The organism is Absiella sp. AM09-50, assembly GCF_003433845.1.
GTDB classification, from domain to species: domain Bacteria; phylum Bacillota_I; class Bacilli_A; order Erysipelotrichales; family Erysipelotrichaceae; genus Hoskinsella; species Hoskinsella hominis.
In genome coordinates this window covers 80,586-106,821 of record NZ_QVFI01000002.1, presented here as the reverse complement: position 1 = coordinate 106,821, position 26,236 = coordinate 80,586, and the positions used below count along the sequence as shown (strand labels likewise).

Here is a 26,236-nt window from a genome sequence, read left to right as displayed (position 1 = left end):
GTGTCATATGTATCAGATACAAAGAGTTCTAAATAATAATAGTGTACTGGTATGTGATGAGCATCAGGAACAGATCATCTTTGTGGGTAAAGGGATTGGTTTTCATCGCAAACCGACTGAATCCTTTCAATATGAAGACTGGATGGATGTCTTTCGCTTTTCAAAGAAAACGGAAAAGGGCGATGCCATGGAAATTATTGAAAGTGTGGATCCTGTGTTCATTGAAGCAGCTGCCGCTATCATTCATGAGGCACAAAAGGTGTTTGAAAAGGTGGATACCAATATATTGCTGCCATTAGCTGATCATATTGCCTTTTCCTATGAACGTATCAAATCAAACATGGTGATTTCAAATCCATTCGCAAATGAAATCCGCTTACTGTTCAATGATGAATATGAGGTTGCTTTAAAAGGCAAAGATATCATTAAGCAAAAGTGCGGTTTTGAGATCAATGAAGATGAAATCGGCTATATTACATTGCATGTTCATTCAGCAGCGTGTTCAGAAAAAGTGCCAGAATCCATGCAGGCTGCCATCATCATCAAAGAAAGCATTGAACAGGTAGAAAAAGATTTCCATATCCGTATTGATGTAAATTCTATGTCTTATATCCGATTGATGAATCATATGAAATTTCTGTTATGGCGCTTACAGACAGGTGAAAAGCTACAGGTAGATTTAAGTGATTTTGTGGCTGAAAAATTTCCGTATGCGTATCAGACCGCAGAAAAAATTTGTAAAGATTTATCAAAAGCATTAAAAAAGGAATTAAGTGAAGTAGAAATTGGTTATCTTGCGATTCATATCGAACGAATTAAATCAAGTGAATTAGAAAAAATAAAGTAAAAAGTCAGTTGTACAGAAGAAATGGTTTCTGTATAACTGTTTTTTTAATGGTATTCTTTATCTATTTTAAAAGTAAAACACCTGTGAATAAGATATCCTTGTTTTACATTTACAGGATAAATGCAAGAGGGTGAAATATCCACCGTTTGTACTGGAAATAATTATAAAAAGCTTTTGGTTTTCTGCTATTCATTATTAGAAAAATATGATAAACTAATACTGATGTTTTTAAAGGAGTTGGACCTATGTTAGGATTATTTACCCCCAATTATTATATACATCGATTCAATGCATTACGTCCTGCATATCTAAAGGAACATGGTATTGAGCTTTTGGTGTGTGATATAGACAATACCCTTGTGGCGCATGATATTGCAGTACCTGATCAGGATGTATTGGATTTTCTTACAGCGATAAAAGAAGCAGGCATACAAATTGTATTTATTTCCAATAATGTAGAAGAGCGTGTCGCAACATTTGCGAAAGGATTAGATATTCCCTATTATCCTTTTGCGTTAAAACCACTTCCTAAAACTTATTGGAAGATGCTGAAGGATTATAAAATAAATAAAAAACATGTCGCAGTTCTTGGCGATCAGCTGATGACAGATATTTTGGGTGCTAATTTTGTAGGCTTGCATACCATCTTGACTGCACCAGTTGTGGAACGTGATCTTGCATGTACAAAAATCAATCGTAAGTTTGAAAATATGGTATTTAAATTATTGAAGAAAACAAAGCGATTGACGAAAGGAGTCTATCATGAGTAAAAAATGTAAGGGCTGTGGTGTTACATTACAGACAACAGATAAAAACAGTATTGGATATACACCGAAAGCAGATGCGGATTATTGTCAGCGTTGTTTTCGTATCCGTCATTATGATGATGTGACCATCAGTATGAAGCAGGGCGTTGATGGTGATCAGGTGCTGGCACAAATTGCGCAAAAAGATGCTTTGATTGTTTGGGTTGTGGATCTGTTTGATTTTGAGGCAAATTTGATATCTGGATTAAATCGTCACTTGTTAGGGAAAGATATTATCATGGTGGCGACAAAACGCGACTTGCTGCCAGAAACTGTTGGTAATGAAAAATTAGGACAGTTTATCTTATCCCGATTGAAAGAAAACGGCATTATTGTACAGGGAATCGTAATTTGTGGTGATTTAGCAAAGCATGCAAAACGTGAAGATAACGCTTCTGTAGAAGAAGTAGAATATGCAATCGATCAATATCGTCATGGCAGAGATGTTGTGGTTATGGGAATGGCAAATGCTGGCAAGAGTACATTATTAAATGCAATCTGCGATAATCAGGAGTTAACAACTTCTCGTCATCCTGGTACCACACTTGATTTTAATGAAATTGAAATGGATGGATATACTTTGTATGATACACCGGGTATTACACGTATGGATAGTATTTTAACTCATGTGGATGATGACTTGTTGAAAACAGTGATTCCGTTAAAACCATTAAAGGCAAGAAATTATCAGTTGTATGAAGATCAGACATTATCCATTGGTGGACTGGTTCGTTTAGATTTGATAGGTTGTGAACAGGTAAGCTGTGTTTGTTACTTTTCTGAACGATTAAAGATTCATCGTAGTAAACAGGCTAAAGCAAATCAGTTATGGAGTGAGCATATCGGGGAATTATTATCTCCGGCGATGTGTGACAACTATACAGAAATGAAAACTTTTGAATTACATGACATTCATGAAAAAACGGATGTGGTAATTCATGGACTTGGATGGTTTTGTATCAGTGGACATGTAGAACATATAAAAGTATTTGTACCTGCGCAAAGCAGTGTAACATTTAGAAAGGCGATGATTTAATGTTAACAGGAAAACAAAAAAGCGAATTAAGAGGAATTGCACAGACAAAAAAAGCATTGTTTCAGATTGGTAAAGATGCAATATCAGAAAATATGGTAAAAACCATTGGTGATTCATTAGAAGCACACGAATTAGTAAAAATCAATTTATTAAAAACCTGCGCATTAAGTGCAAATGAGGCAGCTATCGAATTAAGTGCTGCAACACATAGTGAAGTAGTACAGGTAATTGGCCGTACATTCACTTTATATCGTAGAAGTAAGAAAAATAAACTGGGGATGTAGTCTTATGAGAATTGCGGTGTTAGGCGGAAGCTTTGATCCCATTCATAAAGGACATATCCAGATTGCGAAAATGGCGTTGAAAAAAATGCGAATTGATCAAGTCTGGTTCATGCCGGCAAAAGACGCTCCATTAAAGGATCATCAAAGTGTATCTTTTTATGATCGCTGTCAGATGGTCAGATGTGCCATACGACCATATCGTCATATGAAGCTTTGTACCCTGGAAGGCGAGCGGAGTGAAAAATCATATACGATTGATACAGTAAAAGAATTAAAACGACGTTATCCTAACGATGAATTCTGCTGGCTGATCGGAGATGATCAGGCAAAACAGTTTTCTGCATGGAAGGATCATGAACAATTATTGAAAGAAATCGACTTCTATGTATTCTCAAGAGAAAAAGATATGGAATTAGATGAACGTTTTCATCGGGTGACGATGCCTTTGATCGATGTATCTTCTTCACAGATACGTGAAGGAAAAAAACTTTATCAGCTTTGTAAGAGTGTACGTATATACATGGCAAAGCATGGGTTGTATTTTGACTTGATTACAGCAGCACACATGAGTGAAAAACGATATCGACACTCTTTATCTGTTGCAGATTTATGTGTGGAATTGGCAAGGGCACATGGATTAGATGAAAAGAAAGCCTATACGGCTGGCTTGATTCATGATGTGTGTAAACAAATGCCAGTTGATCAACAGCGTATTTGGATGAAGTATCATTTACCACAGTTTTTAGATGAAGCAAGTGCTATCTGGCATGGATATATTGGCGCATATTATGCAAAACACACATTGTATGTAACGGATAAAGATGTAATTCACAGTATTTATCATCATGTCAAAGGAAGAAATATCAACGATTATGAAAGAATTTTGTTTATTGCGGATAAATTGGATCCTTCTCGTGGATATGATTCTTCAAAAGAAATCAAAATCAGTAAACAGAATTTAAAAAAAGGCTATGAAGTTGTGAAACAACAACAGCAGGAATATCTGAAGAAAGAAGGGAGTATTGCCTAAATGAGCGAAATGTTAGAAGTATTAAGAAAAGCAATCGATGAAAAAAAAGGAGAACGTACCATCATTTATGAATTCAGTTCTTTGAATCCATTTATTGATCATGTCATTATTACCGAAGCAAGCAATCTGCGTCAGGTCTATGCCATCGCAAGTAATATTGTAGATCGTATGAAAGAACATAATTTCCCTGTAAGAAGCATGGAAGGGGATAAGGACAGCCGCTGGGTCTTAGTAGATTTACATAGTGTGATTGTACATGTGTTCTTAGATGAAGAACGTGATCATTTCCAATTGGAAAAATTATATGCAGATTTACCTTGTGAGGACTTTTCTTTATGATGTATCAGGTACTTGCCAAGTATTATGATGCATTGGTCAAGGACGATGAAGCAACAGCTGCATGGGTGGATCTAATCAAAGCACATATGCCAAAAGGCGATATTATGGAGCTGGCATGTGGAAGTGGTGAAATCACAATTGCACTTTCTAAAGAAGGCTATCATGTATCTGCCAGTGATTTGAGTCAGGATATGATCAATGCCGCAAAGTCAAAACCGGGAAGTGAAGCAATCAGCTGGTCTGTAATGGACATGAGTGAATTTGAAGATGAACATACCTATGATGGTATTCTTTGCCTGTGTGACAGCTTTAATTATCTGTTAAGTGATGAACAGGTAGATCATATGTTTACAAAGGTCTATGAACATCTACGTGAGCATGGTGTTTTCATTATGGATATGCACTCCATGGATCGTTTAGATGAATTTGAAGAAGAATACAATGAAGCAGGCAAAATCATGTCACATGAATATCAGTGGACAATTTATGCAGTAGAAGATCGGATCTATCAAAACTTTGCTTTTTACGATGAAGAAGGCAGAGTTACATTGGAACAGCATATCCAAAGAGTATATGATCCATTGGATATCAAGACACGTTTAGAGAAAACAGGCTTTCAGGTAGAAATTTATACGGATTTTACAGAAGAAGGAATCTGTGAAGGTGAGAAACAGTTTTTTATCTGTAGGAAGGAGTCATTATGATTGCAGTCATTGCGGCTATGGATTCAGAAGTTTCCGCAATCGTATCAAAAATGAACGCAGAAGCTAAAAAAATACAAGGCATTGAATTTTATGAAGGAACATTAGAAAATAAAGATGTTGTGGTCATGAAAAGCGGTGTTGGAAAAGGCAATGCAGCGATGTCCACAACAATTTTACTAGAGCATTATCCGGTAGAGCAGATTGTTAATATCGGGACTGCTGGTGGCTTAAAAGAAAATGAAAACATTTTAGATGCAGTTTTAAGTGAACGTGTTGTTCAACATGATTTTGATACCAGTCCCATTGATGGAGAAGCAGGAATTGGTCTATACTATGATGCTGATCCAAAACTTTTAGCAATTTGTGAAGCAGCGTTAAAAGATTTAGATGTGACAGTACACAAAGGCCTTGTGGCAAGTGGAGATCAATTTATTGCGGGGGAAGCGACAAAGAATTTATGCGATAAATTTCCAGATGCTATGTGTGCAGAAATGGAAGCTGGCGCTATTGCGCAGGTTAGCGCACATTATCAGGTACCATTTGTAATCTTAAGATCATTATCAGATGTCGCATGTAAACCTGATTCTCATATGGATTTTCAAGAATATGTAAAACATGCAAGTGAGCGAAGTGCAATGTTTACACAAGAACTAATGCGAAGATTATAATTCGCATTTTTTTATATTCTGAATTGCGGTGGATATAAAGACAAAAAGCGAAAAATTGTGTATAATAATACCATATGTGAAAGGAGTTCTTTTCATGAAATTTAATGGAAAATCAATAGCATTTACCACTTTGCTGGTAATCATATTACTGGCAGTGATTTTTATAGAAATCGCATTATTTATTACTGGTCCATCTGCCAAATATGATGCGAAAGTTGAAAAACAAATACAAAATATACAAAAAAACTATGAGAAAATTGAAAATATACAGCGTCATGTATTCCACTATATCATTTATATTGGAGAAGATGAGGATAATATCGTTTGGTTTAACGAAGAAGGAAAGCCAATCGTTACCAAAGAAAAAGCTACTTTACAAAAAGATAAGGCTGCGCAAGAAGCACAAAAACTATATGGCTGGAAAGATGTAAAAGTAACACTTGGATATGGTTATGATCAGCCGGTATATGTAATAGAAGCAAATAACTGTGAAGTTTTATTAGATTATGATACCTTAAAGGTGGTATATTATCTGGATAAGGATGTGAAGTCATGAATACAAAGTGGTATAAAGAAAAATTTATTAACCGGAGAAACTGGATATTGGATCATTTAGATGAATTAAGTGTAAGTGCAGAAGAAACTCTCGTATTGTTGCTGATTGATTTTATGAATGAATATCAAATTAGTGTATCGCATCAGGTATTAGCAAAAAAACTGAAAAAAAGTGATGATGAAATTGATGATATTTTATCAAGACTTAGCGCAAAAGGTTTTTTAAATCTGGAACTAAGAGATGGAAGGATCATTTTCGAAATCGATGGGATTTTTGAAGGTGAACAAGAAAAGCCAATCGCTATGGATACTTCCTTGTTTGATCAATATGAAACAGAATTTGGCAGACCATTATCCCAAATGGAAATGCAGCGACTGGCAGAATGGACAAATACATATCATCAAAAAATGATTATCTATGCATTACGTGAAGCGCTTACCTATGATAAGAAAAGTTTTGATTATATCGAACGTATTTTGATTGAGTGGAAGAAGCGAGGCTTAACACCAGAAGAATACGAGGAAGGGAAACGATAATGACAACGGATGAAATTTTAGATATTTTAGAAGAAATGTTTCCAAATGCAGAATGTGAATTGATTCATAAAAATGCGTTTGAATTATTGATTGCGGTGGTATTGTCTGCACAGACTACCGATGCATCCGTAAACAAAATAACTCCGGGTTTATTTGAGGCATTTCCTACACCACAGGCATTAGCAGATGCAGATATTAAAGATGTAGAAAATAAGATTAGAAGAATTGGATTGTATCGTAATAAAGCACGTTCTATCAAAGAATTAAGCAGAGCGCTGGTAGAGAACTTTGATGGTGTGGTACCAGAAACGATGAAAGAACTGAAAAGTCTTGCAGGTGTTGGACGTAAGACAGCCAATGTTGTACGCAGTGTCTGCTTTGATATCCCAAGCATTGCCGTGGATACCCATGTAGAGCGGATTAGCAAACGTTTAGGACTTGCCAAGCCACAAGACAGTGTAGAAAAAGTTGAAGAAAAGTTAAAACGAAAAATCAAAAGAGAACGCTGGAATCGTGCACATCATTTGTTTATCTTTTTTGGAAGATATCATTGTACTGCCAGAAATCCTAAATGTGAGAGTTGTCCTTTTCAATCATTCTGTAAGAAAGACAAGTTAGAAGCATATAAGAGTAAATTAAAGGTAAAATCTTGATTTACTCTTTTTTTTCACAAAGAAAAAGGGAAGCGCGAAATTGCGTTTCCCAAATTTTTTAATCCTTATGGAGCAGGTGTTTCACCTTGATTGTCTGCAGGTGGTGTTGGTGCTTCCGGTGTATTTTTTACCAATCCATTTACTGCATTCTGCAGGTTGTTTAATGCCTGATCAACTTCTGCTTGAGTAGCACTTGTGTTATCCATGACAATTTTTGCAGCCTGTCTTGCGGAATCAAGTGCCAGCCAGCTTTCTGGAGTATATTCTGCATTATTCAGGGCAGATGCACTTTGATATAATGAACTTAATGAATCTTTGCTAACGGCAGCAGTTGCTGAGATTTCTACACACTTCTCATTTGATTTTGCTTTCGCATCATCAGAGTTCTTGTACTGATAGAAACCACAAACTTTTCCAGTTTTTCCTTCAGGAATAGCACCAGATATTCTACCAGTTGTCGATGTGTAAGTTTCCTGTTTTGTTACACTGCCATCAACTGTAATCACAACTTTATAAACAATGTCACCATACATCTTAATCATATCACTGTTCTTATCACCAGGATAAGCACCGAATGTGAAGTCGATATCTGTTCCTGCAGCATTTGCTTTTGTAACAACAAAGTTCACAAGATTAGATGGTGGAGTAATGGTAGCATTTTCTAAATTCTTTGCATATTCAGATTTGATCAATCCAGAGATTGCATCTTTTGCACCTTTTGGCGCCAGCTTATAAGGATACATACCTTTCATGACAGTGATATCGGATAAGCCACTTGGTCTTTGTATTGGACCAGCGCCTCTTGATACAGTTTTTAACATCGTACTACAAATCTTTCCAGGTGTTCTTGTTGCTAATAAATCTTCATAGCTAATATAAGTGGTTCCTGTTTCAGCACCTCCATCAAAGCCTGTCCATGTCGCACATACATAATTGCTTGTATAGCCAATCATCCAGTTATCTTTGATAGCCATAGGTTCTATACCATAACTGTTTTCACCCCAGTTTGTTGTACCTGTTTTACCATATGCAGTATAAGAAGAATCTAACAGATCTCGAAGGAATGCACCCTGTACACTGTATTTTCCACTTACCGCTTTATTTAACAGATCACTCATCATATAGGCTGCCTGCGGTGACATGATAGAAGTCTTTTCATATTTAGGATCAAGGATTTTACTGCCATCTTTGAATTCTACTTTTGTGACCATATGTGGTTCTATATAATAACCACCATTCGCAAATGAGGCATAAGCCGCAGCCATTTGCGTAGGGGAAGCTTCCATTTCTGAACTACCTATACCAAATTGTGTATTAAAGTTTTCTGTGGTTATATTGTTAAATCCAGCTTTATTCATATATTCTACAACACCATCTACACCAATTTTTCCGATGATTGCTTGTAAAGATTTAATTGCTGGTGGGTTAAATGATTCTGTGATTGCCTGTTCCATAGAAACATCTCCATGATATTTTCCATCAGCATTTACTAGATTATAACCACCCATATCCACTGCTTCATCTTTTAATGTGTGAGCTGTAGACCAGCCTAATTTATCAAATGTCAATGCATAATCTAATACTGGTTTGATACTAGAACCAGGCTGTCTTGGTTCAATAGACATATCTTTCCAGTTGCCGCTTGCATAATCGACATTTAAACCAGGTCCGATTGCAACGATTTCACCTGTCTGGTTGTTCATCATTGTGAAACCAAACTGATAATACTTGTTGTCTAATAAGGTTAATCCTTCACCAGAACAAAGCTTTGTTGCCTGTTCCTGTGCATCTAAATCAATAGAAGTATAAATCTTCATCGGTGTGGTATAAGGATCTTGTCCAGTTAATTTCTGTACTTCTTTTGCGACTTGATTGGTAATGGCGTTGAAAGAAGAATCATCAGATGATGAGCTGCCACCTGCTAACTGGAATGCCAGTTTTGTAGATTTTGCCAGGGCTGCCTCTTCTTTTGTGATATAGCCATGATTGACCATCATATCCAATGTTTCATTACGTCTGTTGGTTGCGGCTTTATAATAATTGACATTACCCACAACACCGTTATAAGGGTTAAAGGCATTTGGCGCATTGATGACACCGGCTAAGAATGCACTTTCACTTAGATTTAACTCTTCTACATTTTTGCCAAAGTAATATTGAGCACCCTTTTGAATACCACGTGCATGCTGACCAAAGTTGATCTGATTTAGATAAGCAGTGATGATATACTCTTTACTTACATCATTATCTAATGCCATACTCAGATAGATTTCTTTGATCTTACTGACGATTTTATCCAGACTGCTGTAAGTTACACCATTCTTCTTATCTTCTTCCTCTTTTGGCTTGATAATATAGTTATCAATTGTCTGCATCGTTAATGTAGAACCACCCTGAGATAAATCTTTATTTTTCAGGTTGTTCATGGCACTACTGATGAAACGTGGAAGGTCAAAACCATTGTGTGAATAGAAACGGCTGTCCTCAATCGCCAAAAAAGCATCAATTGTGACCTGTGGAATCTGTTCATAGGTAATTACTTCACGACTTTCTCCACCAATTTCATTCATTAATACTTGTTTGCCATTTCTTACCCCATATATTTCTGATGGTTCCTTGCTTACAATTTTTGATGGAAGATCTTTGGTTTCTACTTCAGATACAATTTTAGCGAATACACCAAATACACTTACACCGCCAATTAATACCAGCGCCAGAAAAACAATGATCACACGATCAAGTATGCTTCTTCTGGGTTTTTTCTTTTTAACAGTTTTCTGTTTGTTATCAGGATTCTTTTCCATATGATTCCTCCTCTTTGAAGTATATTGCATCAACATTGTCCAGATAGCGAAGTCTTGGTGTTAGACTTTCTTTGATTAAAGAGCCACATTGCTGAACCTCTTGATAAGTGATTGATTTTTTCCCTTCATCCCACATTCTGATGATGATTCCCGCATCAATCAGGAATGTTTGCCCATAAGATGTGAAACGGATAATAAAAAATCCAATTCCCTTATGATAGAGAACCTTGCGCAGATGCTCTATCTGATGCTTATGTATACTTTTAAATGGGAAAGACGTTTTTGACTTTGTTTCTTTTGCCTCAAAATCGATCGGTTTCCCGCGATAGATGCCATTGTAATCTGTTGTACTTGGCGTTTTATAATACGCTTCACAGATCCTGGCGGCACTTCGTGCAGGATACTCCACTTTTACCACCTGAATCGGTGTCGGCTTTTTATGAATCAGGGCACGATCAACATGTTCATAATACGTATTGGAATCATTGAGATCTTTTTCAAGATTCATTCCACGTCCCATATGATTATCGCTTTTTTGTACCGGCTGTTCCATTTGTTTTCTATTTGGATATCCTATCAATACTATCACCATTTCTTATTATATACAATTTCACTTTTAATTTCCATAGTTAAACGAAATTCATGTGATTTTAAGAATCCTGTAAGAATTGGGAAAAACCACTTGGCAAAGATGAAAAGAAATGCAGAAATCTAAAATTTCACTTGCAATTTGTCATCTTTTTTGAGAAACTATTTAGGTGGAAGGTGAGACAGATGGAAAAAAGATTTAATTTGACTGTACAGGAAGTACTTGATAAACAGTTCAATGTGGACTTTAAGGGATACTCTTCTGTAGAAGTTGATGAATTTCTGGATCTGGTCATTGCAGATTATCAGGAATATGATGAAATGATCTCTACTTTAGGGGATAAACTTCAGGAGTATGAGAAACAGATCAATACATTAAAAGCTAAAATTATTGAATTAGAAGGAAAACAGGATCTGGCGGAGGATGCTTCAGCAATTGCCGGCAGCAATGTGGATATTCTAAAACGTCTGACTCGCTTGGAAAACGCAGTGTTTAAAAAGCAGTAAAGTAAAAACAGTTCATGACGACAGTCGCTGGCCATTATGGTTAGAGGAAAGTCCATGCTCGCACGATCTGCGATGATCGTAGTGTTTGTGCTGGATGAAAAAATAAATCCAGGCAGTGTTAAACTGACGGCTGAAGGATGCCTAAGGCTTCATGCTATGGCATAACTTCTTTAAAAGTGCCACAGAGACGAGCTTTAAGAGAAATCTTAAAGATGGAACGGGTAAACCCCGCAAGCGAGAAACCCAAATTTGGTAGGGGAATCCTTCTTTGGTGAAATGAAACCATTGGGGAACATGAGCAATCATGTAGATAAATGACTGTCACCTTGAAAAAGGCTACAGAACATGGCTTATGAAATGAACTGGTAAAAGCTGTCAGAAGACAGCTTTTTTTCTTACGAAAATTAATGGAAATTTAAGGATATAAGATTTACATATCAAAAAATGAATGCTACAATAATAGAGATTAGCAAATCAGGTCATAGTAATACAGAATAAGAGGTGCTCTATGGAAAACATCGGTAAATTATTGAAAGAAAAAAGATTAGAGCTGGGGTTGACCATTGAAGAAATCAGTGAGAAAACCAGATTAACTACAAAGCATATTAAAGCGCTGGAAGAAGGAGATATTTCATTTTTTAAGAATGATCTTTCATACCTTCGCTTTTTTGTGAAATCCTATTGTGAAGCAGTAGGGATTGATTTTGAAGATGTAAAAGATGATCTTCGTGAATGTGTAGATGACTATACAATGGCATTTACCAATACCATGACGATGGAACATGAGGAAATGGAAAAACGCATTTCTAAAACAGAATTAAGCAAAGTTTCAAAAACTGAAGAAGATGGGAAAAAAGTATTGCATCATGCGCATACAGTGAGAAAGAAAAATAAGAAGAAAATGAAAAAGCCTGATTTTTCTTTAGTATCTTTGATTGCTGTAGCAGCAGTTGTTGCAATCATTCTTATGGCGGCATTTGTCATTTATCTGAATTCCAGCAAAAAAGATGATTCTCCGGATGTAAAACCGCCAGTGGCAGATGTACCAAGTGAAGGTGCAACGAATACATATCCAAAAGAAGATGAAAAACCAAAAGAAGAAGAAGAGAAAAAAGAACTGACGATTACTAAAAATGACGCAACCCACTATACCGTCACAGATTATAAAGAAGGCGATGAAATAACGATTGGCACTTTATTTATCGGATGTGATACAGCTTATAGTGTAACGGTTGTAGAAGATGGTAAATCAAATGTTTTAAGTGATCCTGCAGGAATTATTTATTATTCAAAAGATCATGCTGAAAAACCAGTCGATGCGAAAGTGACTGCCAAGAAGGGTACAAAAGTACAACTATACTTTGGACACATTTACAATATTGGTGTAAAAGTGAATGATAAGTCATTAAAAATTGATGAATCTGTGATGTATTCTGGAGGTTCTTATACTCTGGAAATCACGTTTGGGTAATGCGTATGAATCTGCCTAATAAATTATCTATGTTTCGTATCATACTGGTACCGGTAATCGCTGTTTTATATCTGCTGCCTTATGATATGGGCACACTGGTTTGGGAGTTTCAGGGAGTAAGTGTCAGTGTGGCACCTATGGATCTTGTGGTCTTAGTATTATTTGCCATTGCTTCATTCACAGATTTTCTGGATGGAAATATTGCCAGAAAGAATAATCTTGTAACATCTTTTGGAAAATTCATTGACCCAATTGCGGATAAATTGCTGGTAAATACCATGTTTGTGCTATTTGCAGTGCAGGGTGTTGTCAGTGTGATTCCCGTTATTGTCATGATCTGGAGAGATACAATTGTAGATGGACTTCGTATGAACGCCAGCAAGTCAGGTGTTGTTGTGGCTGCTGGATGGCCGGGTAAAGTAAAAACCGTTTTACAGATGTTTGCGATTATTTTCCTGTTACTACATAATATCCCATTTGCGTTCTTTGAACTGCCTGTTGCGGATATTTTGGTATGGGGAGCAATGATTGCTTCTGTGATTAGTGGAATCAAGTATTTCATGGAATTAAAAGATATCATAATGGAGACGATGTAAATGCAGGAACTGATTGCATTATTGAAAGCAAAAAATTTAACAATAGGAAGCTGTGAAAGCTTTACGGCAGGCTTGTTTTGCGCAAGCCTTGCTTCTGTTTCTGGGGCAAGTGCGGTTTTGAAGGGTGGCGTAGTGACTTATGCAACCTGTATAAAAACGGATGTTGTACATGTAGATAAAAATATCGTTGATACCTATGGGGTCATCAGTAAAGAATGTGCAATAGAAATGGCAAAAAAAGCCCAGCAGCTATTAGATGTGGATATATGTGTTTCTTTTACTGGTAATGCTGGTCCATCAGCAATGGAAGGCAAGCCGGCAGGAGAAGTATATTGTGCAATTGCTGATCATGATGATGTAATTGCTTATCAGCTTCAAATTCAGGAAGAACGAAATAAAGTGCGTGAAGAAGCGGTGCGTTTCATGTGCCAAAAGCTTTGCGAACGCTTATCATAATAAACACTTTAGAAAGGATGACAACGGTAGAACTTATGGATGAAAAAAAGAAAAGTGCAAGTGCAGAAAAAGCAGCACAGAAAAATGATGCGGCACTAAGTGAAGCTATCAAAACAATTGAAAAAGCATATGGAAAAGGTAGCATTATGCGCTTGGGGGATCGAGCAGCAGTAGAAGTGGATGCCATTAGCAGTGGCTCATTGAAAATTGATGAAGCACTTGGAATCGGTGGATATCCAAAAGGCAGAATTATTGAAATTTATGGCCCTGAATCAAGTGGTAAAACAACCCTTGCTTTACATGCCATTGCGGAGGTACAGAAAAAGGGTGGACGTGCTGCATTTATTGATGCAGAAAATGCAATTGATCCTATTTACGCAAAAAATTTAGGTGTAGATATTGATGATTTGATTCTTTCTCAGCCAGATAGTGGAGAACAAGCACTAGATATCACAGAAATGCTGATTAAAAGTGGTGCGATTGATTTAGTCGTTGTAGACTCTGTAGCAGCGCTTGTACCACAGGCAGAATTAGATGGGGAAATGGGAGATTCACAGGTAGGTTTACAGGCTCGTTTAATGTCAAAGGCAATGCGTAAATTAAGCGGCGTCATGAATCGTAGTGAATGTACCGCAATCTTCATCAATCAGTTGCGTGAAAAAGTAGGCATCATGTTTGGTAATCCAGAAACAACGCCTGGAGGAAGAGCATTAAAATTCTATTCTTCTGTGCGTTTGGATATCAGAAGAAGTGAAGCAATTAAAAATGGTACAGAAATCATTGGTAATAAAGTAAATGTAAAAGTTGTAAAGAATAAAGTGGCGCCACCTTTTAAGACAGCGGCCATTGAAATTATGTATGGAGAAGGAATTTCTTATGTGGCAGAGCTGCTAGATTACTGTGTAGATTATGATATCATCGCTAAAAGCGGTGCTTGGTTCTCTTATAATGGAGAAAAAATCGGACAGGGTAAAGAAGCTGCGAAAAACTATTTAAAAGAACATCCTGATTTTATGAAGGAAGTAGAAGGCATCTTGAAAGAAAAGATGAATCCTAAACCTGCGGAAGAAGAAACAGCAAAGAAAAAAACAGAGAAAAAAGAAGAAAAGAAAGAAGAAGCACAAGGGTAAATCCCAGCTTCTTCTTTTCCTTTTGCGATAAAAATTATGGAAACGCTTTAGCTTTTAGCATTTTGTTTGGGAAATGTTACACTTTTCTGTTGTGAAATTTCTATTTTTTAGGTACAATAGAATACAGGAAGAAACTTACTTCCTAAAATAAACACAAGATGAATGGAGGAGATATGCTATGAATAATGGCGTAATCATCTTTTTATCTGGGTTGACAGGTCTTGCTTTAGGAATTATTGTAATGATCGTAATTTCAAAAGCGGGTTTAAATAAAGATCAGCAAAAGGCTAATCTAATGCTTAAGGAAGCAGAATCAAAAGCTGATTCTATGGTAAAACAAGCAGTATTAGATGGTCGTACACAAGCACATGAATTAAAGATTGCAGCAGAAAAAGAAATCAAAGAGAGAAAACAGGAAGTAACAGATATGGAAAACAAACTGTTACGCAGAGAAGACAACCTGAATTTCCGTGATGAAACATTAACAAGTAAAGAAAAACAAATTGATGTGAAAAATGCGCAATTAGCTGATAAAATGGCAATGCTAGATAAAAAAGATAAAGAATTACAGGCAAAGATTGATGTACAGGTACAGGAATTAGAACGTGTAGCAGCGATGACCACTGCAGAAGCGAAAGAAGAATTATTCGCAATCACTGAAAAACGCATGGAAAAAGAATTAGTATCTTACATTAAAGAAAAAGAAGAAGAAGCAAAGGCGACAGCAGATGAAAAAGCTAGAAATATTGTGGCATTAAGTATTCAACGCTTAAGCAACGATGAAGCAATTGAACGAACTGTTTCTGTTGTTGCACTACCAAGTGAAGAAATGAAAGGTAGAATTATCGGACGTGAAGGACGTAATATCAAGGCAATTGAACAGGCGACTGGTGTTGACTTGATTATTGATGATACACCGGAAACAATTACCGTCAGCTGTTTTGATCCAATCCGTCGTGAAGTTGCAAGACTTGCATTAGAGCATTTGATTAAAGATGGAAGAATTCAACCAGGACGTATTGAAGAAGTTGTCAATAAGATCAAACGTGAAATGGATACTAATATTATGAAAACTGGTGAAGATACAGTATTCAAACTTGGTATTGGTAAAATTGATCGTGAAATCGTGAAGATGATCGGACGTTTAAAATATCGTTATTCTTATGGACAGAATGCATTACAGCACAGTATGGAAGTTGCTCACTTAAGTGGTATGATGGCCGCAGAACTTGGCTTAAACCAACAATTGGCAAAGCGTGCAGGTCTGTTACATGATATCGGTAAGGCAATGGATTTTGAAGTTGAGGGAAGTCATATTGAACTTGGCTATAAATTCTGTAAGAAGCATGGTGAAAAAGAAGTTGTATTAAATGCAATCCAGTCACACCATGGGGAAGTAGAACCAGAATTCTTAATTAGTAATCTGGTTATTGCAGCAGATACATTAAGTGCAGCCCGTCCAGGTGCACGTTATGAATCTTTACAGAACTACATCAACCGTCTGGAAGAACTGGAAAAGATCACAAAATCATTTGATGGTGTGGAATCCAGTTATGCAATTCAGGCTGGTAGAGAAGTACGTGTCATGGCAATTCCAGAAAAAATGGATGATATTGCCTGCCACAAATTAGCTCGTGATATCAAAGACAAGATCGAAGCTGAATTGACATACCCTGGTCAAATCAAGGTTACTGTCATTCGTGAAACTAGATCATGTGAATTAGCAAAATAGTATGAATGTTTTATTTATTGGAGATATTGTTGGTGCCAGTGGCAGAGAGGTTGTAAAAAATCTGCTGCCCGAATTAAAGGAACGCTTTCAAGTGGACCTGGTGGTTGCCAATGGTGAAAACTCCGCACATGGAAAGGGTATTACCCGTAAGATTTATCATCAGCTGTTAAGTTATGGCGTAGATGTCATCACAATGGGGAATCATACATTTTCCAAGAATGATATCTATACTTTCATTGAAGATGCTGATCGAATGGTACGTCCAGCCAATATGGAGCCATGTGATTACGGAGAAAGTACTATTGTCGTGAATGTTTTAAATAAAAAAGTTGCGATTACAAATCTATGCGGTGAGATATGGATGAACGATGTTGTAGATTCTCCTTTCTATTGTATGGAAGATGTATTGCAGGATATTGATGCGGATATTTATCTTGTGGATCTGCATGCGGAGGCAACCAGTGAAAAAATTGCTTTTGCGTATAACTTTGCCGGACGTATCGGGGCAGTTGTAGGGACACATACACATGTGCAGACAGCCGATGAGCGTATCATAGGTGGAACTGCTGCTATTACCGACTTGGGAATGTGTGGTGCATATACCAGCGTGTTAGGTAGAGATGTGGATGAGATATTGACACGCTTCATGACAAATGAGAAAACACGATTTACAATAGCGCAAGGTCCAGCAATATTTTGTGGGGCACTTGTTAGCTTTGATGATAAAACAAATCAGGCAATTGCGATAGAACGAATTCAAATTCGACCAGATGAGAATTAAGGGAACCTTGTGTTCCCTTTCTTTTTTACAATGTAAGCATATCAATGTTGCGAAATAACATAAAAATGTTGCGTTATGAGCGTTTTTCCGCTATAATAGAAACGGTTGTAAAGGAGGAATAAAGAATGCCAGTTAATGTAAATGAAGATGCTTGCATCGGTTGCGGTGCTTGTGTAGGGGTTTGTCCAGTTGGCGCTTTATCAATGAATGGTGACGGCAAATCTGTATGCGATGAAGGAACTTGTATTGACTGCGGTTCATGTGTAAGCGCATGCCCAGTTGAAGCAATCTCTCAGTAAACCAAGCAAACGCTTGGTTTTTTTAAGGTATTCTTTAAAAATATACATCATAGATAAAAAGGAGTTGTGATCATTATGAAAAAACAGCCAGGTTGGGCACTTCCAGATTTAAAGGAAGCACAAAAAAGAACAAATGCAGAAGCACACATAGAAAAAAATCTGTTTCAGATTCCTGAACAGATCAAAATGCTTGGACAGGGTAAAAAATATTATTTGCGTACCTATGGATGTCAGGCGAATGAACGTGATTCTGAAACATTGGCAGGCATTCTGGAAGAAATGGCATTTACGCCATGTGATAATCCAGAGGATGCTGATTTTATCCTGTTAAATACCTGTGCGATAAGAAAAAACGCTGAAGATAAAGTGCTGGGGGAATTAGGCTCTTTAAAACGTTTAAAAAGAGAAAAACCAGATATTGTATTTGGATTATGCGGCTGTATGGCGCAGGAAGAAGAAATCGTAAAAACACTATTGGAAAAATATCGTCATGTTGATTTGATTTTTGGAACACATAATATCCATCGTCTGCCTGAATTATTATATCAGGTTATGATGAATGGAAAACGTAGTGTGGAAGTGTTAAGCAAGGAAGGCGATGTTATTGAAAATCTTCCTGTCAGACGCTTTGGCAAACATAAAGCATGGGTAAATATCATGTATGGATGTGATAAATTCTGTACCTATTGTATTGTGCCATATACCAGAGGAAAAGAACGTTCCCGTACTATGGAGGATGTATTGGATGAAATCCGTACATTAAAACAAGAAGGATTCAAAGAAGTAACATTGCTTGGTCAAAATGTAAATTCATATGGAAAAGATCTACATATTGCAGGTGGATTTGCGAAACTGTTGGAAGAAACTGCGAAAATCGGTATAGAACGTATTCGTTTTACAACAAGTCATCCATGGGATTTCAGTGATGAAATGGTCGATGTCATTGCTCAATATGACAATATCATGCCATTTATCCATCTTCCAGTGCAAAGCGGTGACAGTGATGTATTAAAGCTAATGGGTAGACGTTACTCTATTGAACAATATAAAACGCTGTTTCATAAGATTGAAGAAAAGATTCCCGGATGTGCAATATCTACAGATATCATCGTTGGTTTCCCAAATGAAACAAAAGAACAGTTCCAGCATACGTTGGATTTAGTTGATGAATGTAAATTTGATAATGCATTTACATTTATTTATTCTCCAAGAGAAGGAACACCTGCGGCACGAATGGAAGATAATATTCCTTTAGAAGAAAAACAAGAACGTTTACAGCAGTTAAACGAACGTTGGAATAAGTATGCATTAGAAAAAAATCTGGCATATATCGGTAAAACAGTAAAGGTGCTGGTAGATGGTCCAAGTAAGAAAAACAAAGACATTTACAGTGGATATACAGACACCAATAAACTTGTGAACTTTGTAAGAAAAGATGCAGAGCCAGGAGATATTGTAGAAGTCAAAATTACGGATGCGAAAACCTTCTCTCTGGATGGAGAACAGCTATAAAAAAGTGAGTAATCACTTTTTTTCTTGGAAAAAATTTTGAAAAATAAGCAATAATCGCCTAAGAGATGTAAAAACGTGGTATAATATAACCAGTTTATCGTGCTTTTGAAGAATTATAATCAGCAAAACATAATAACAACTATAAATTGGAGGTAAAACTATTATGGATAAAGTACGCATTTTTGCGCTTGGCGGACTTGACGAAGACGGAAAAAATATGTACGTTGTAGAAGTCAATGAAGCTATATTTATTATTGAAGCCGGTTTAAAATATCCGGATACAGACCAGTTAGGAGTGGAATTTATCATTCCGGACTTTACGTATTTAATTGAAAATAAAGATCGAATTCAGGGTATCTTTATTACACATGCACATGACGATGTCGTTGCGGCGTTGCCATATCTTTTAAAACAAATCAACATCCCTGTCTATACAGGACCATTAACTGCGAACATCATTCATGAAACACTGAAAAAAGAAGGTGTGAAGAATGCGAAGATTCATCGCATGAAACGTGCCAGCAAACAGGTAATTGGTGGTGTCAAGGTAAGAACATTCCCAATGACACATGCATTTCCTGATAATTTTGGTCTGGCTATTCAAACAGATCAGGGGTATATCGTGTATACAGGTGAATTCATCGTTGATTACGATATGCTGCAGGAAGAATTCCTGTGTGATTTAAATGAATTAAGTGATATTGGGAAAAAAGGTGTATTATGTCTTTTATGTGAATCCCAGTATGCAGATAAGAGTGGACATACAGCACCAAAACATCGTGTAACTTCTTTGATTGAACCAATCTTTGAAGAAAGCAGAGGAAGAATATTGATTTCCAGTTATTCACAGAGTTTATTCCGTATTATTGAGATTATCGAGCTAGCTAAAAAATTCAATCGTAAGATTTTCTTCCATGATAAAGATATGCGCGATATGTTAAAGATTTTAGAAGAAATGAAATACTATCGTGTACCAAAAGAAATGCAGGTTACAGAAAAGAATTTCGATGATGAAATGGAAGATATCGTGATCCTGTTGACAGGAAGTGGTAAAAACTTATTCCGTACGATGTCAAATATCGCCAATCATGAAGATAAATTTGTATCCTTTAGAACAAGTGATACCATTATTGTCGCAAGTCCTATTGTCAGTGGTACTGAAAATGATGCCAATGTCATGGAAAATGAAATCTATAAAGAAGGCGGAAAAATCTTTACACTGGATGGAAAAACGGTTTTATCCATGCATCCAAGTAGTGAGGATTTAAAGATGATGCTGTATTTATTCCGTCCAAAATACTATATTCCGGTAAAAGGTGAATATCGTCATTTATATGTTAATGCGAACCTTGCGACCAAGATGGGATATGGACCAGATAAGATTTTAATTCTGGACAATGGACAGGTTGCACAGTTTGAAAACAAAGTGTTGACCAGTGTTGGTGAACGTCTGGAATTGGAAGATACACTGATTGATGGTAAAGAAAACTGGGACGTTACCGGTGTTGTATTAAAAGATCGTGAAGTGTTATCTACGGATGGTGTCATGGTAGTTGGTGTAGGTGTCAGCTTTAAGACAAAAGAAGTCATCAATGGACCAGATGTACAAACAAGAGGTTTGATCTATTTAAAAGATGCAGAATATATTATCAAAGAAGTTGGTAATATTATGGAACGCTGTATTGAAGCTGCTGTCAAAGAAAAACGTTATGACAATTTGCAGGTTCGTGCAGAAGCAAGAGATAAAATCAGTAAATATCTGATGAAGGAAACAGGAAAACGTCCAATGGTGTTGCCTGTAATTCTAGAAATTAATATTTAAAATTTTATGTAGGAAGGGGCGAGGTTTGCGTTGGCAAAGGCTAAGACTAGAAAATCAACGAAACAGAAGCAGAAACTGGAGAATGAAATTCTGGTATACATTTATGCCCTGGTGCTGATTACGTTATCCATTATTGGTGGATTACAAATCGGATTCATTGGAGAAACAACGACTGGAATTATTCGCTATGTATTTGGAAACTTATATGGAGTTGTTTATGCCCTCGTCATCATTGGCAGTATTGCCATGATGTTGAAAAAAAGCATGAAGGATATTCCTGTAAAATACCTTTTAGGTATCGGAGTGTTGCTTCTGGCATGGATCATTGCGGCCAGTGTACCAGAAGATACGACATTAAAAGGTATGGATATTTTCAGTAAGTTTTTAAAAGACAGCATGCTTGTATTAAAAGGTGAAATTGCCGCAAAAGGTGGCTTGATTGGTGCTTTCCTGGTATCTTTAAGTACCTTTCTGTTTGATTATAAAGGAACATGGATCGTTGTCGGCGCACTTGTTATCTTAGGTTTGATTTTACTGCTTTGTGGGGCGCCGTTTGCTTCTATGAAGGCAATGGGTGCCAATATGGTGAAACCCTTTCAAACATGGAAAAGCAATGGTGGACAAAGAAAACAAAAGCGAAATGATAAACAAGAACAGCGTCGCAGAGAAAAAGAAGCCAGAGAACAGGAAGCAAGAGAGCGTACCCAGCAAAAACATGAAACCATGCTTGGGAAAATCAGTCTGGATGATCGAGTAAAACCTGGTCAGGTATCTTTTCTGGATATCGATGATGATTTTGATATCGAAAGCAGTAAGGAGCATATACCAGTAGAACCAGAACCGGAAGAAGAACCTTACATACCAAACAGCGATGTTGTGGTTGGATTCCATGAACATAAAAAACAGGATGATAAACGAATCATCGAAGAAACAATCGGTAAAGAAGATACCTTTGTATCGGAGTTTGCTCAGGATTTTAGTAAGTATAAACTACCGCGTTTAACCTTATTAAAAGATCCTGGCAAAAAGAATAAAAATATGAACAACATTGCGGCGGCCAATGACAGTGGCCGCAAGCTGATTGAAATACTGGATGAATTTGGTGTCAAAGCCACCCTTGTAGCGACACATATTGGTCCAAGTGTCACAAAATTTGAAGTAAAACCAGATCTTGGCGTACGTGTAAATAAAATCAGTAATCTTCAAAACGATATCAAAATGGCGTTGGCAGCCAAAGATATTCGTATAGAAGCACCAATTCCTGGAAAATCTAGCGTGGGTATTGAAATTCCAAATGTAGAAAAAACTACGGTAAGCATGAAGGAATTGATGAAGAATGTACCCGAAAAATATGCGGACAGTAAATGCCTGTTTGCACTTGGAAAAGATTTGATGGGAAACTGTGTTTATGGGGAATTAAACAAGATGCCGCATTTATTGATTGCAGGTGCGACAGGTAGTGGAAAGTCCGTATGTGTGAATTCCATTATTACATCTATCCTGATGCGTGCAAAACCAGATGAAGTCAAGCTGCTTCTGGTCGATCCCAAAAAAGTAGAATTTACACCATATCAAAAGGTACCACACTTGATTGGTCCAGTCATTACAGATGGAGAAGAAGCAAATCGTGCATTAAAAGTCATTGTGACAATGATGGACAACCGCTATGAGTTATTTTCCATGGCAGGTGTTAGAAATATACAGGGATATAATGCGTATCTGGATGCTCATCCTGAAGAACAGTTACAGCGTTTGCCTTGGATTGTTGTCATTATTGATGAGTTAGCTGATTTAATGCTTGTGGCCGCAAAAGAGGTAGAAGGCAGTATCCAGCGTATCACACAGCTGGCACGTGCTGCTGGTATTCATTTGATTGTCGCAACACAGCGTCCTAGTGTGGATGTCATCACTGGTGTAATCAAAGCAAATATCCCAAGTAGAATTGCATTTGCTGTTTCCAGTGCTGTTGACTCAAGAACAATTCTTGATCAAATGGGCGCAGAAAAACTGTTAGGTTATGGAGATATGCTGTATGTACCTGTTGGAGAAACTGTCGCAACACGTGTACAGGGAGTATTTGTATCAGATGATGAAGTTCAGGCAATCTGTGATTTTGTGTCAAAACAGGCAAAACCTAAATATGAAGACGCATTCCTTCGGTTAGAAGCGTTAGATAACAGTATGGGCTCCTCTGGCGATGATGTCAGTGACCCTCTTTATGAAGAAGTAAAAGAATTCATTATACAGACCAGAAAAGCAAGTACATCACTGATTCAGCGTAAATTCAGTATTGGATATGCGAGGGCAGCACGTTTAATCGATACCCTAGAAGAAAAAGGAATCGTTGGACCAAGCCGTGGCAGTAAGCCAAGAGAAGTGTACGCAAAGAGTGAACAAGAAGAAATGGAATAACTCCTGACATTCAGGAGTTGTTTTTTTGAAACAGACAGTGTTTAAAGATACTGTTTGTGTTAAAATAGTAATACATGTTTATACTAAGGATATGGAGGTTTTAGAATGGACATAACAACAGGAGTCAGACTGCATAAAATACAGACAAAGAAATTTAAAGATATTGGAATCAGTATACGTTTTCAAAATACCTTGGAACGAAAAACAGCATGCGCAAGAAGTCTTTTGGCATTGATGCTGTGTGATCGCAGTAAACACTATGATACAAAGAAAAAAATGAGTGATGAACAGGATGCCTTATATGGAGCTACCCTGAATGCACAGACGGCAGGATATGGTTCAAGTCAGATCATTGAAATCAGAAGTAAAATTATACATCCCTGTTTTGTGGATGAAAAGGAAGATATCCTTACAGAATGGCTGAGCTTTTTAAAAGAAATCTTGTTTTCTCCTTTATTAAGTGAGGAAGCATTTGAAGAATCAAAACATATTTTATTATCAAAAATTAAACGAATGTTAGATGATCCGGCACAATATGTCATTAATGAGTGTTTAAAGCTGGCAGGTAAAAATACTTCTCTGGGTATTTCTGCACTAGGTGAAAAACAGGATGTGGAAGCCTTATGTTTAGATGATATCAAAAAGGTTTATGAAGATATGATTCAACATGATCAAATTGATATTATGATTTGTGGCGATATCCAAGAAGATATGATGGAAACCATCGCTTCCCAGTTGAACTTTACACCAAGAAAGACCGCTTTTGAAAGCTATTATGTAGCCCAAAATGATTTACATGCGGAAGTGGCACAACAGTATAAAAATATTTCTCAAAGTTATATCATGATGACATGGTTCACCAACACAAGTGCAGTTGATAAAGATTATTACGCCTTGCGTGTTGCGAATGCAATGTTTGGTCAATATTCTACAAGTCTTTTGTTTCAGGAAGTACGTGAGAAAAACAGTTTATGTTATTCTATCTTCAGTAATCTTATCAGTTATGATGCTGCACTGGGTGTAACAACGGGTATAGAAAAAGAAAATATTGAAAAGACTAGAACACTGATTATGGAACAGTTTGAACGATTAAAAAATGGCGATTTTAAAGATGAATTAATGGAAGTAAGTAAAACGATGATCATCAATTCTCTTCGAGCAAGTGATGATTCTATGAATTCATTGATTGCTCTTGCATATCAAAACACACTTTTACAACGCAATTATACAAGTGAAGATATCATTTCACTTATACAAAAAGTCACAAGAGAAGACGTGCTTCGCGTGATTTCCCGTTGTGAATTGAAACAAACGCTGATTGTCACAAAGGAGGATGATGCTCATGATCAAGAAGGAGAATAAACGTTATCAGGAAAGTTATGTAGAAGAAACCTTGGATAATGGATTACATGTTGTTTTATGGCAGAAACCAGATTATGCGAAAAGTCTGTTTATGATGGCAACGCCATTAGGGGCGTTAGACATGAAACAAAAGGATGAAAATGGGAAAGAATATGATTTTCCTGCAGGTATCGCACATTTCTTAGAACATAAAATGTTTGAAATGGAAGATGGAGATGTTATGGATTTATTTTCTAATATGGGTGCCAATGTGAATGCATTTACCTCTTATACAGAAACAGTATATTATTTTTCTACCACAGCAGATGTCATCCAGCCTTTACATTTATTATTAGATTTTGTACAAGATTTATCCATTACGAAGGAAAGCGTAGAAAAAGAAAAGGGAATTATCATACAGGAGCTGAATATGTATAAACAGATGAGTGATCAGCGCCTGCTGATGGAAACATTTTCATCTTTATATAAACACCATCCACTACGCTATGATATCGGTGGTGATGCAGAAAGTGTCACATCCATCACTTTGGAACAGTTAAAACAGTGTTACGATATTAATTATCATCCAGGTAAGATGATTTTGGTGGGTGTCAGTGCACAAAATCCTGAAGTTTTATTGAAAGAAATCAAGAAAAACCAACAGGCCAAAACTTTTCCAGCAGGTAAAAAGGTAATAAGAATGATGCAGGAAGAGCCTTATGAACCAGCCAGAAAAGATTTTGAATTTCAAATGGATGTCAGTATGCCAAAGCTTTCCATTGCGTATAAGATGCGTGGTGTAGAAGATATTTATGAACGTATCAAAAAGGAGTGGGCAATCCGTATGGTATTGGATGCGACCTTCTCATCATTAAATCCAGACTTCCAGAAATGGCTGGATGAAGGTATTATCAATGATTTTGTGGGCAGTGATGTCGATCTGGGTAAAGATTATGGCATGATGATGTTTTATAGTGAAACAAATAAAAAAGAAGCATTCTTAGCGATTGTAAAGGATATTGTTCAAAAGATTAAGCAGGAAGGTATTTCTGAAAGTTTACTTGAACAGTTGAAAAAGCGTTACTATGGACAATCTTTACGAAGCTTAAACTGCTTTGATGATATTGCGATTACCATGGTACGTAATTATTTTGATCAAAGCGATTTCTTTGCTTCTATGGATGTATTATATGATATTACACTACAGGATGTAAAAGATGCCTGTCAGATGATAGATGTCGACAATTTCTGTGTGATTGATCTTTTACCAGAAAATAAATAAAAAAAGTCCGTATTTGCAGATTCATCAAATAAATTTACATTTTT

Annotated in this window: 26 protein-coding genes and 1 other RNA gene; 25 read left to right on the top strand and 2 right to left on the bottom strand. The window is 36.7% G+C overall.

The genetic code is table 11. The features are described from left to right. Positions 1–7 precede the first annotated feature (7 nt). The 11 genes from DW114_RS02990 (at position 8) to nth (ending at position 7,459) form a co-directional block, all read left to right on the top strand. Entirely contained in the window at positions 8–847 is an 840-nt protein-coding gene (locus tag DW114_RS02990; protein ID WP_117452276.1) for a PRD domain-containing protein, read from the top strand. A gap of 245 nt (positions 848–1,092) precedes the next feature. Continuing rightward, positions 1,093–1,617, top strand: coding sequence for a YqeG family HAD IIIA-type phosphatase (locus DW114_RS02985; RefSeq protein ID WP_117452274.1), 525 nt, complete (start codon positions 1,093–1,095; stop codon positions 1,615–1,617). Further along, positions 1,610–2,689 (top strand): ribosome biogenesis GTPase YqeH, encoded by a 1,080-nt coding sequence (gene yqeH, locus DW114_RS02980; RefSeq protein ID WP_117452272.1) that lies wholly within the window; start codon positions 1,610–1,612, stop codon positions 2,687–2,689. Before DW114_RS02985 ends, yqeH begins: the two co-directional genes overlap by 8 nt. Then, positions 2,689–2,973: a YhbY family RNA-binding protein gene (locus DW114_RS02975; protein WP_117452270.1), complete on the top strand. Its 285-nt coding sequence runs from the start codon at positions 2,689–2,691 to the stop codon at positions 2,971–2,973. The genes yqeH and DW114_RS02975 overlap by 1 nt, the downstream gene beginning before the upstream one ends. A gap of 4 nt (positions 2,974–2,977) precedes the next feature. Next, the gene (gene nadD, locus DW114_RS02970) at positions 2,978–4,003 is read left to right on the top strand and encodes a nicotinate (nicotinamide) nucleotide adenylyltransferase (protein WP_117452268.1); all 1,026 of its coding nucleotides are present in this window, start codon (positions 2,978–2,980) and stop codon (positions 4,001–4,003) included. Then, complete coding sequence (gene rsfS, locus DW114_RS02965; RefSeq protein ID WP_117452266.1) at positions 4,004–4,342, top strand: ribosome silencing factor; 339 nt, start codon at positions 4,004–4,006, stop codon at positions 4,340–4,342. Continuing rightward, positions 4,339–5,046, top strand: coding sequence for a class I SAM-dependent DNA methyltransferase (locus DW114_RS02960; RefSeq protein ID WP_117452264.1), 708 nt, complete (start codon positions 4,339–4,341; stop codon positions 5,044–5,046). The genes rsfS and DW114_RS02960 overlap by 4 nt, the downstream gene beginning before the upstream one ends. Next, complete coding sequence (locus DW114_RS02955; RefSeq protein ID WP_117452262.1) at positions 5,043–5,714, top strand: 5'-methylthioadenosine/adenosylhomocysteine nucleosidase; 672 nt, start codon at positions 5,043–5,045, stop codon at positions 5,712–5,714. Before DW114_RS02960 ends, DW114_RS02955 begins: the two co-directional genes overlap by 4 nt. A gap of 94 nt (positions 5,715–5,808) precedes the next feature. Beyond that, positions 5,809–6,270 (top strand): hypothetical protein, encoded by a 462-nt coding sequence (locus tag DW114_RS02950; RefSeq protein ID WP_117452260.1) that lies wholly within the window; start codon positions 5,809–5,811, stop codon positions 6,268–6,270. Beyond that, positions 6,267–6,806, top strand: a complete 540-nt coding sequence (locus DW114_RS02945; RefSeq protein WP_117452258.1) for a DnaD domain-containing protein — start codon at positions 6,267–6,269, stop codon at positions 6,804–6,806. The genes DW114_RS02950 and DW114_RS02945 overlap by 4 nt, the downstream gene beginning before the upstream one ends. Beyond that, positions 6,806–7,459 carry an endonuclease III gene (nth, locus tag DW114_RS02940; protein WP_117452256.1) on the top strand — a complete coding sequence of 218 codons (654 nt, stop codon included), beginning with the start codon at positions 6,806–6,808 and terminating at the stop codon, positions 7,457–7,459. The genes DW114_RS02945 and nth overlap by 1 nt, the downstream gene beginning before the upstream one ends. A gap of 65 nt (positions 7,460–7,524) precedes the next feature. On the opposite strand, the gene DW114_RS02935 is transcribed toward nth, so the two are convergent. Beyond that, entirely contained in the window at positions 7,525–10,263 is a 2,739-nt protein-coding gene (locus DW114_RS02935) for a transglycosylase domain-containing protein (RefSeq protein ID WP_158552163.1), read from the bottom strand. Then, a complete protein-coding gene (gene recU / locus DW114_RS02930) occupies positions 10,247–10,783 on the bottom strand; it encodes a Holliday junction resolvase RecU (RefSeq protein ID WP_233509525.1) in 537 nt (178 codons plus the stop codon). Before recU ends, DW114_RS02935 begins: the two co-directional genes overlap by 17 nt. A 254-nt stretch (positions 10,784–11,037) precedes the next feature. Between recU and DW114_RS02925 the strand changes: the two genes are divergently transcribed. The 14 genes from DW114_RS02925 to yfmH all read left to right on the top strand — a co-directional run bounded on the left by DW114_RS02925 (position 11,038) and on the right by yfmH (position 26,192). Beyond that, entirely contained in the window at positions 11,038–11,358 is a 321-nt protein-coding gene (locus tag DW114_RS02925) for a DivIVA domain-containing protein (RefSeq protein ID WP_117452250.1), read from the top strand. Positions 11,359–11,370: 12 nt separating this feature from the next. Next, positions 11,371–11,716, top strand: an RNA gene (gene rnpB, locus DW114_RS02920) — RNase P RNA component class B. Between the two features lie 150 nt (positions 11,717–11,866). After that, on the top strand, positions 11,867–12,829 hold the full coding sequence (locus DW114_RS02915; protein ID WP_117452248.1) for a helix-turn-helix domain-containing protein: 963 nt from the start codon (positions 11,867–11,869) through the stop codon (positions 12,827–12,829). 5 nt (positions 12,830–12,834) lie between these two features. After that, the gene (gene pgsA / locus DW114_RS02910) at positions 12,835–13,425 is read left to right on the top strand and encodes a CDP-diacylglycerol--glycerol-3-phosphate 3-phosphatidyltransferase (protein WP_117452470.1); all 591 of its coding nucleotides are present in this window, start codon (positions 12,835–12,837) and stop codon (positions 13,423–13,425) included. After that, positions 13,426–13,881, top strand: coding sequence for a CinA family protein (locus tag DW114_RS02905; RefSeq protein WP_117452246.1), 456 nt, complete (start codon positions 13,426–13,428; stop codon positions 13,879–13,881). Between the two features lie 35 nt (positions 13,882–13,916). Next, positions 13,917–15,011 carry a recombinase RecA gene (gene recA / locus DW114_RS02900; RefSeq protein WP_117452244.1) on the top strand — a complete coding sequence of 365 codons (1,095 nt, stop codon included), beginning with the start codon at positions 13,917–13,919 and terminating at the stop codon, positions 15,009–15,011. 178 nt (positions 15,012–15,189) lie between these two features. After that, positions 15,190–16,743, top strand: coding sequence for a ribonuclease Y (gene rny, locus DW114_RS02895; RefSeq protein ID WP_117452242.1), 1,554 nt, complete (start codon positions 15,190–15,192; stop codon positions 16,741–16,743). A 1-nt stretch (position 16,744) separates the two neighbouring features. After that, positions 16,745–17,524: a TIGR00282 family metallophosphoesterase gene (locus tag DW114_RS02890; RefSeq protein ID WP_117452240.1), complete on the top strand. Its 780-nt coding sequence runs from the start codon at positions 16,745–16,747 to the stop codon at positions 17,522–17,524. Positions 17,525–17,649: 125 nt separating this feature from the next. Beyond that, a complete protein-coding gene (locus DW114_RS02885) occupies positions 17,650–17,823 on the top strand; it encodes a 4Fe-4S binding protein (protein WP_117452238.1) in 174 nt (57 codons plus the stop codon). A gap of 75 nt (positions 17,824–17,898) precedes the next feature. Further along, positions 17,899–19,335, top strand: coding sequence for a tRNA (N6-isopentenyl adenosine(37)-C2)-methylthiotransferase MiaB (gene miaB, locus DW114_RS02880; protein ID WP_117452237.1), 1,437 nt, complete (start codon positions 17,899–17,901; stop codon positions 19,333–19,335). 163 nt (positions 19,336–19,498) lie between these two features. Beyond that, entirely contained in the window at positions 19,499–21,157 is a 1,659-nt protein-coding gene (locus DW114_RS02875) for a ribonuclease J (RefSeq protein WP_117452235.1), read from the top strand. Between the two features lie 30 nt (positions 21,158–21,187). Further along, positions 21,188–23,569, top strand: coding sequence for a DNA translocase FtsK (locus DW114_RS02870; protein WP_117452233.1), 2,382 nt, complete (start codon positions 21,188–21,190; stop codon positions 23,567–23,569). Between the two features lie 105 nt (positions 23,570–23,674). Then, entirely contained in the window at positions 23,675–24,931 is a 1,257-nt protein-coding gene (gene yfmF, locus DW114_RS02865) for an EF-P 5-aminopentanol modification-associated protein YfmF (protein WP_117452231.1), read from the top strand. Beyond that, a complete protein-coding gene (gene yfmH, locus DW114_RS02860) occupies positions 24,912–26,192 on the top strand; it encodes an EF-P 5-aminopentanol modification-associated protein YfmH (protein WP_117452229.1) in 1,281 nt (426 codons plus the stop codon). Before yfmF ends, yfmH begins: the two co-directional genes overlap by 20 nt. The last annotated feature ends 44 nt before the right edge of the window (positions 26,193–26,236 follow it).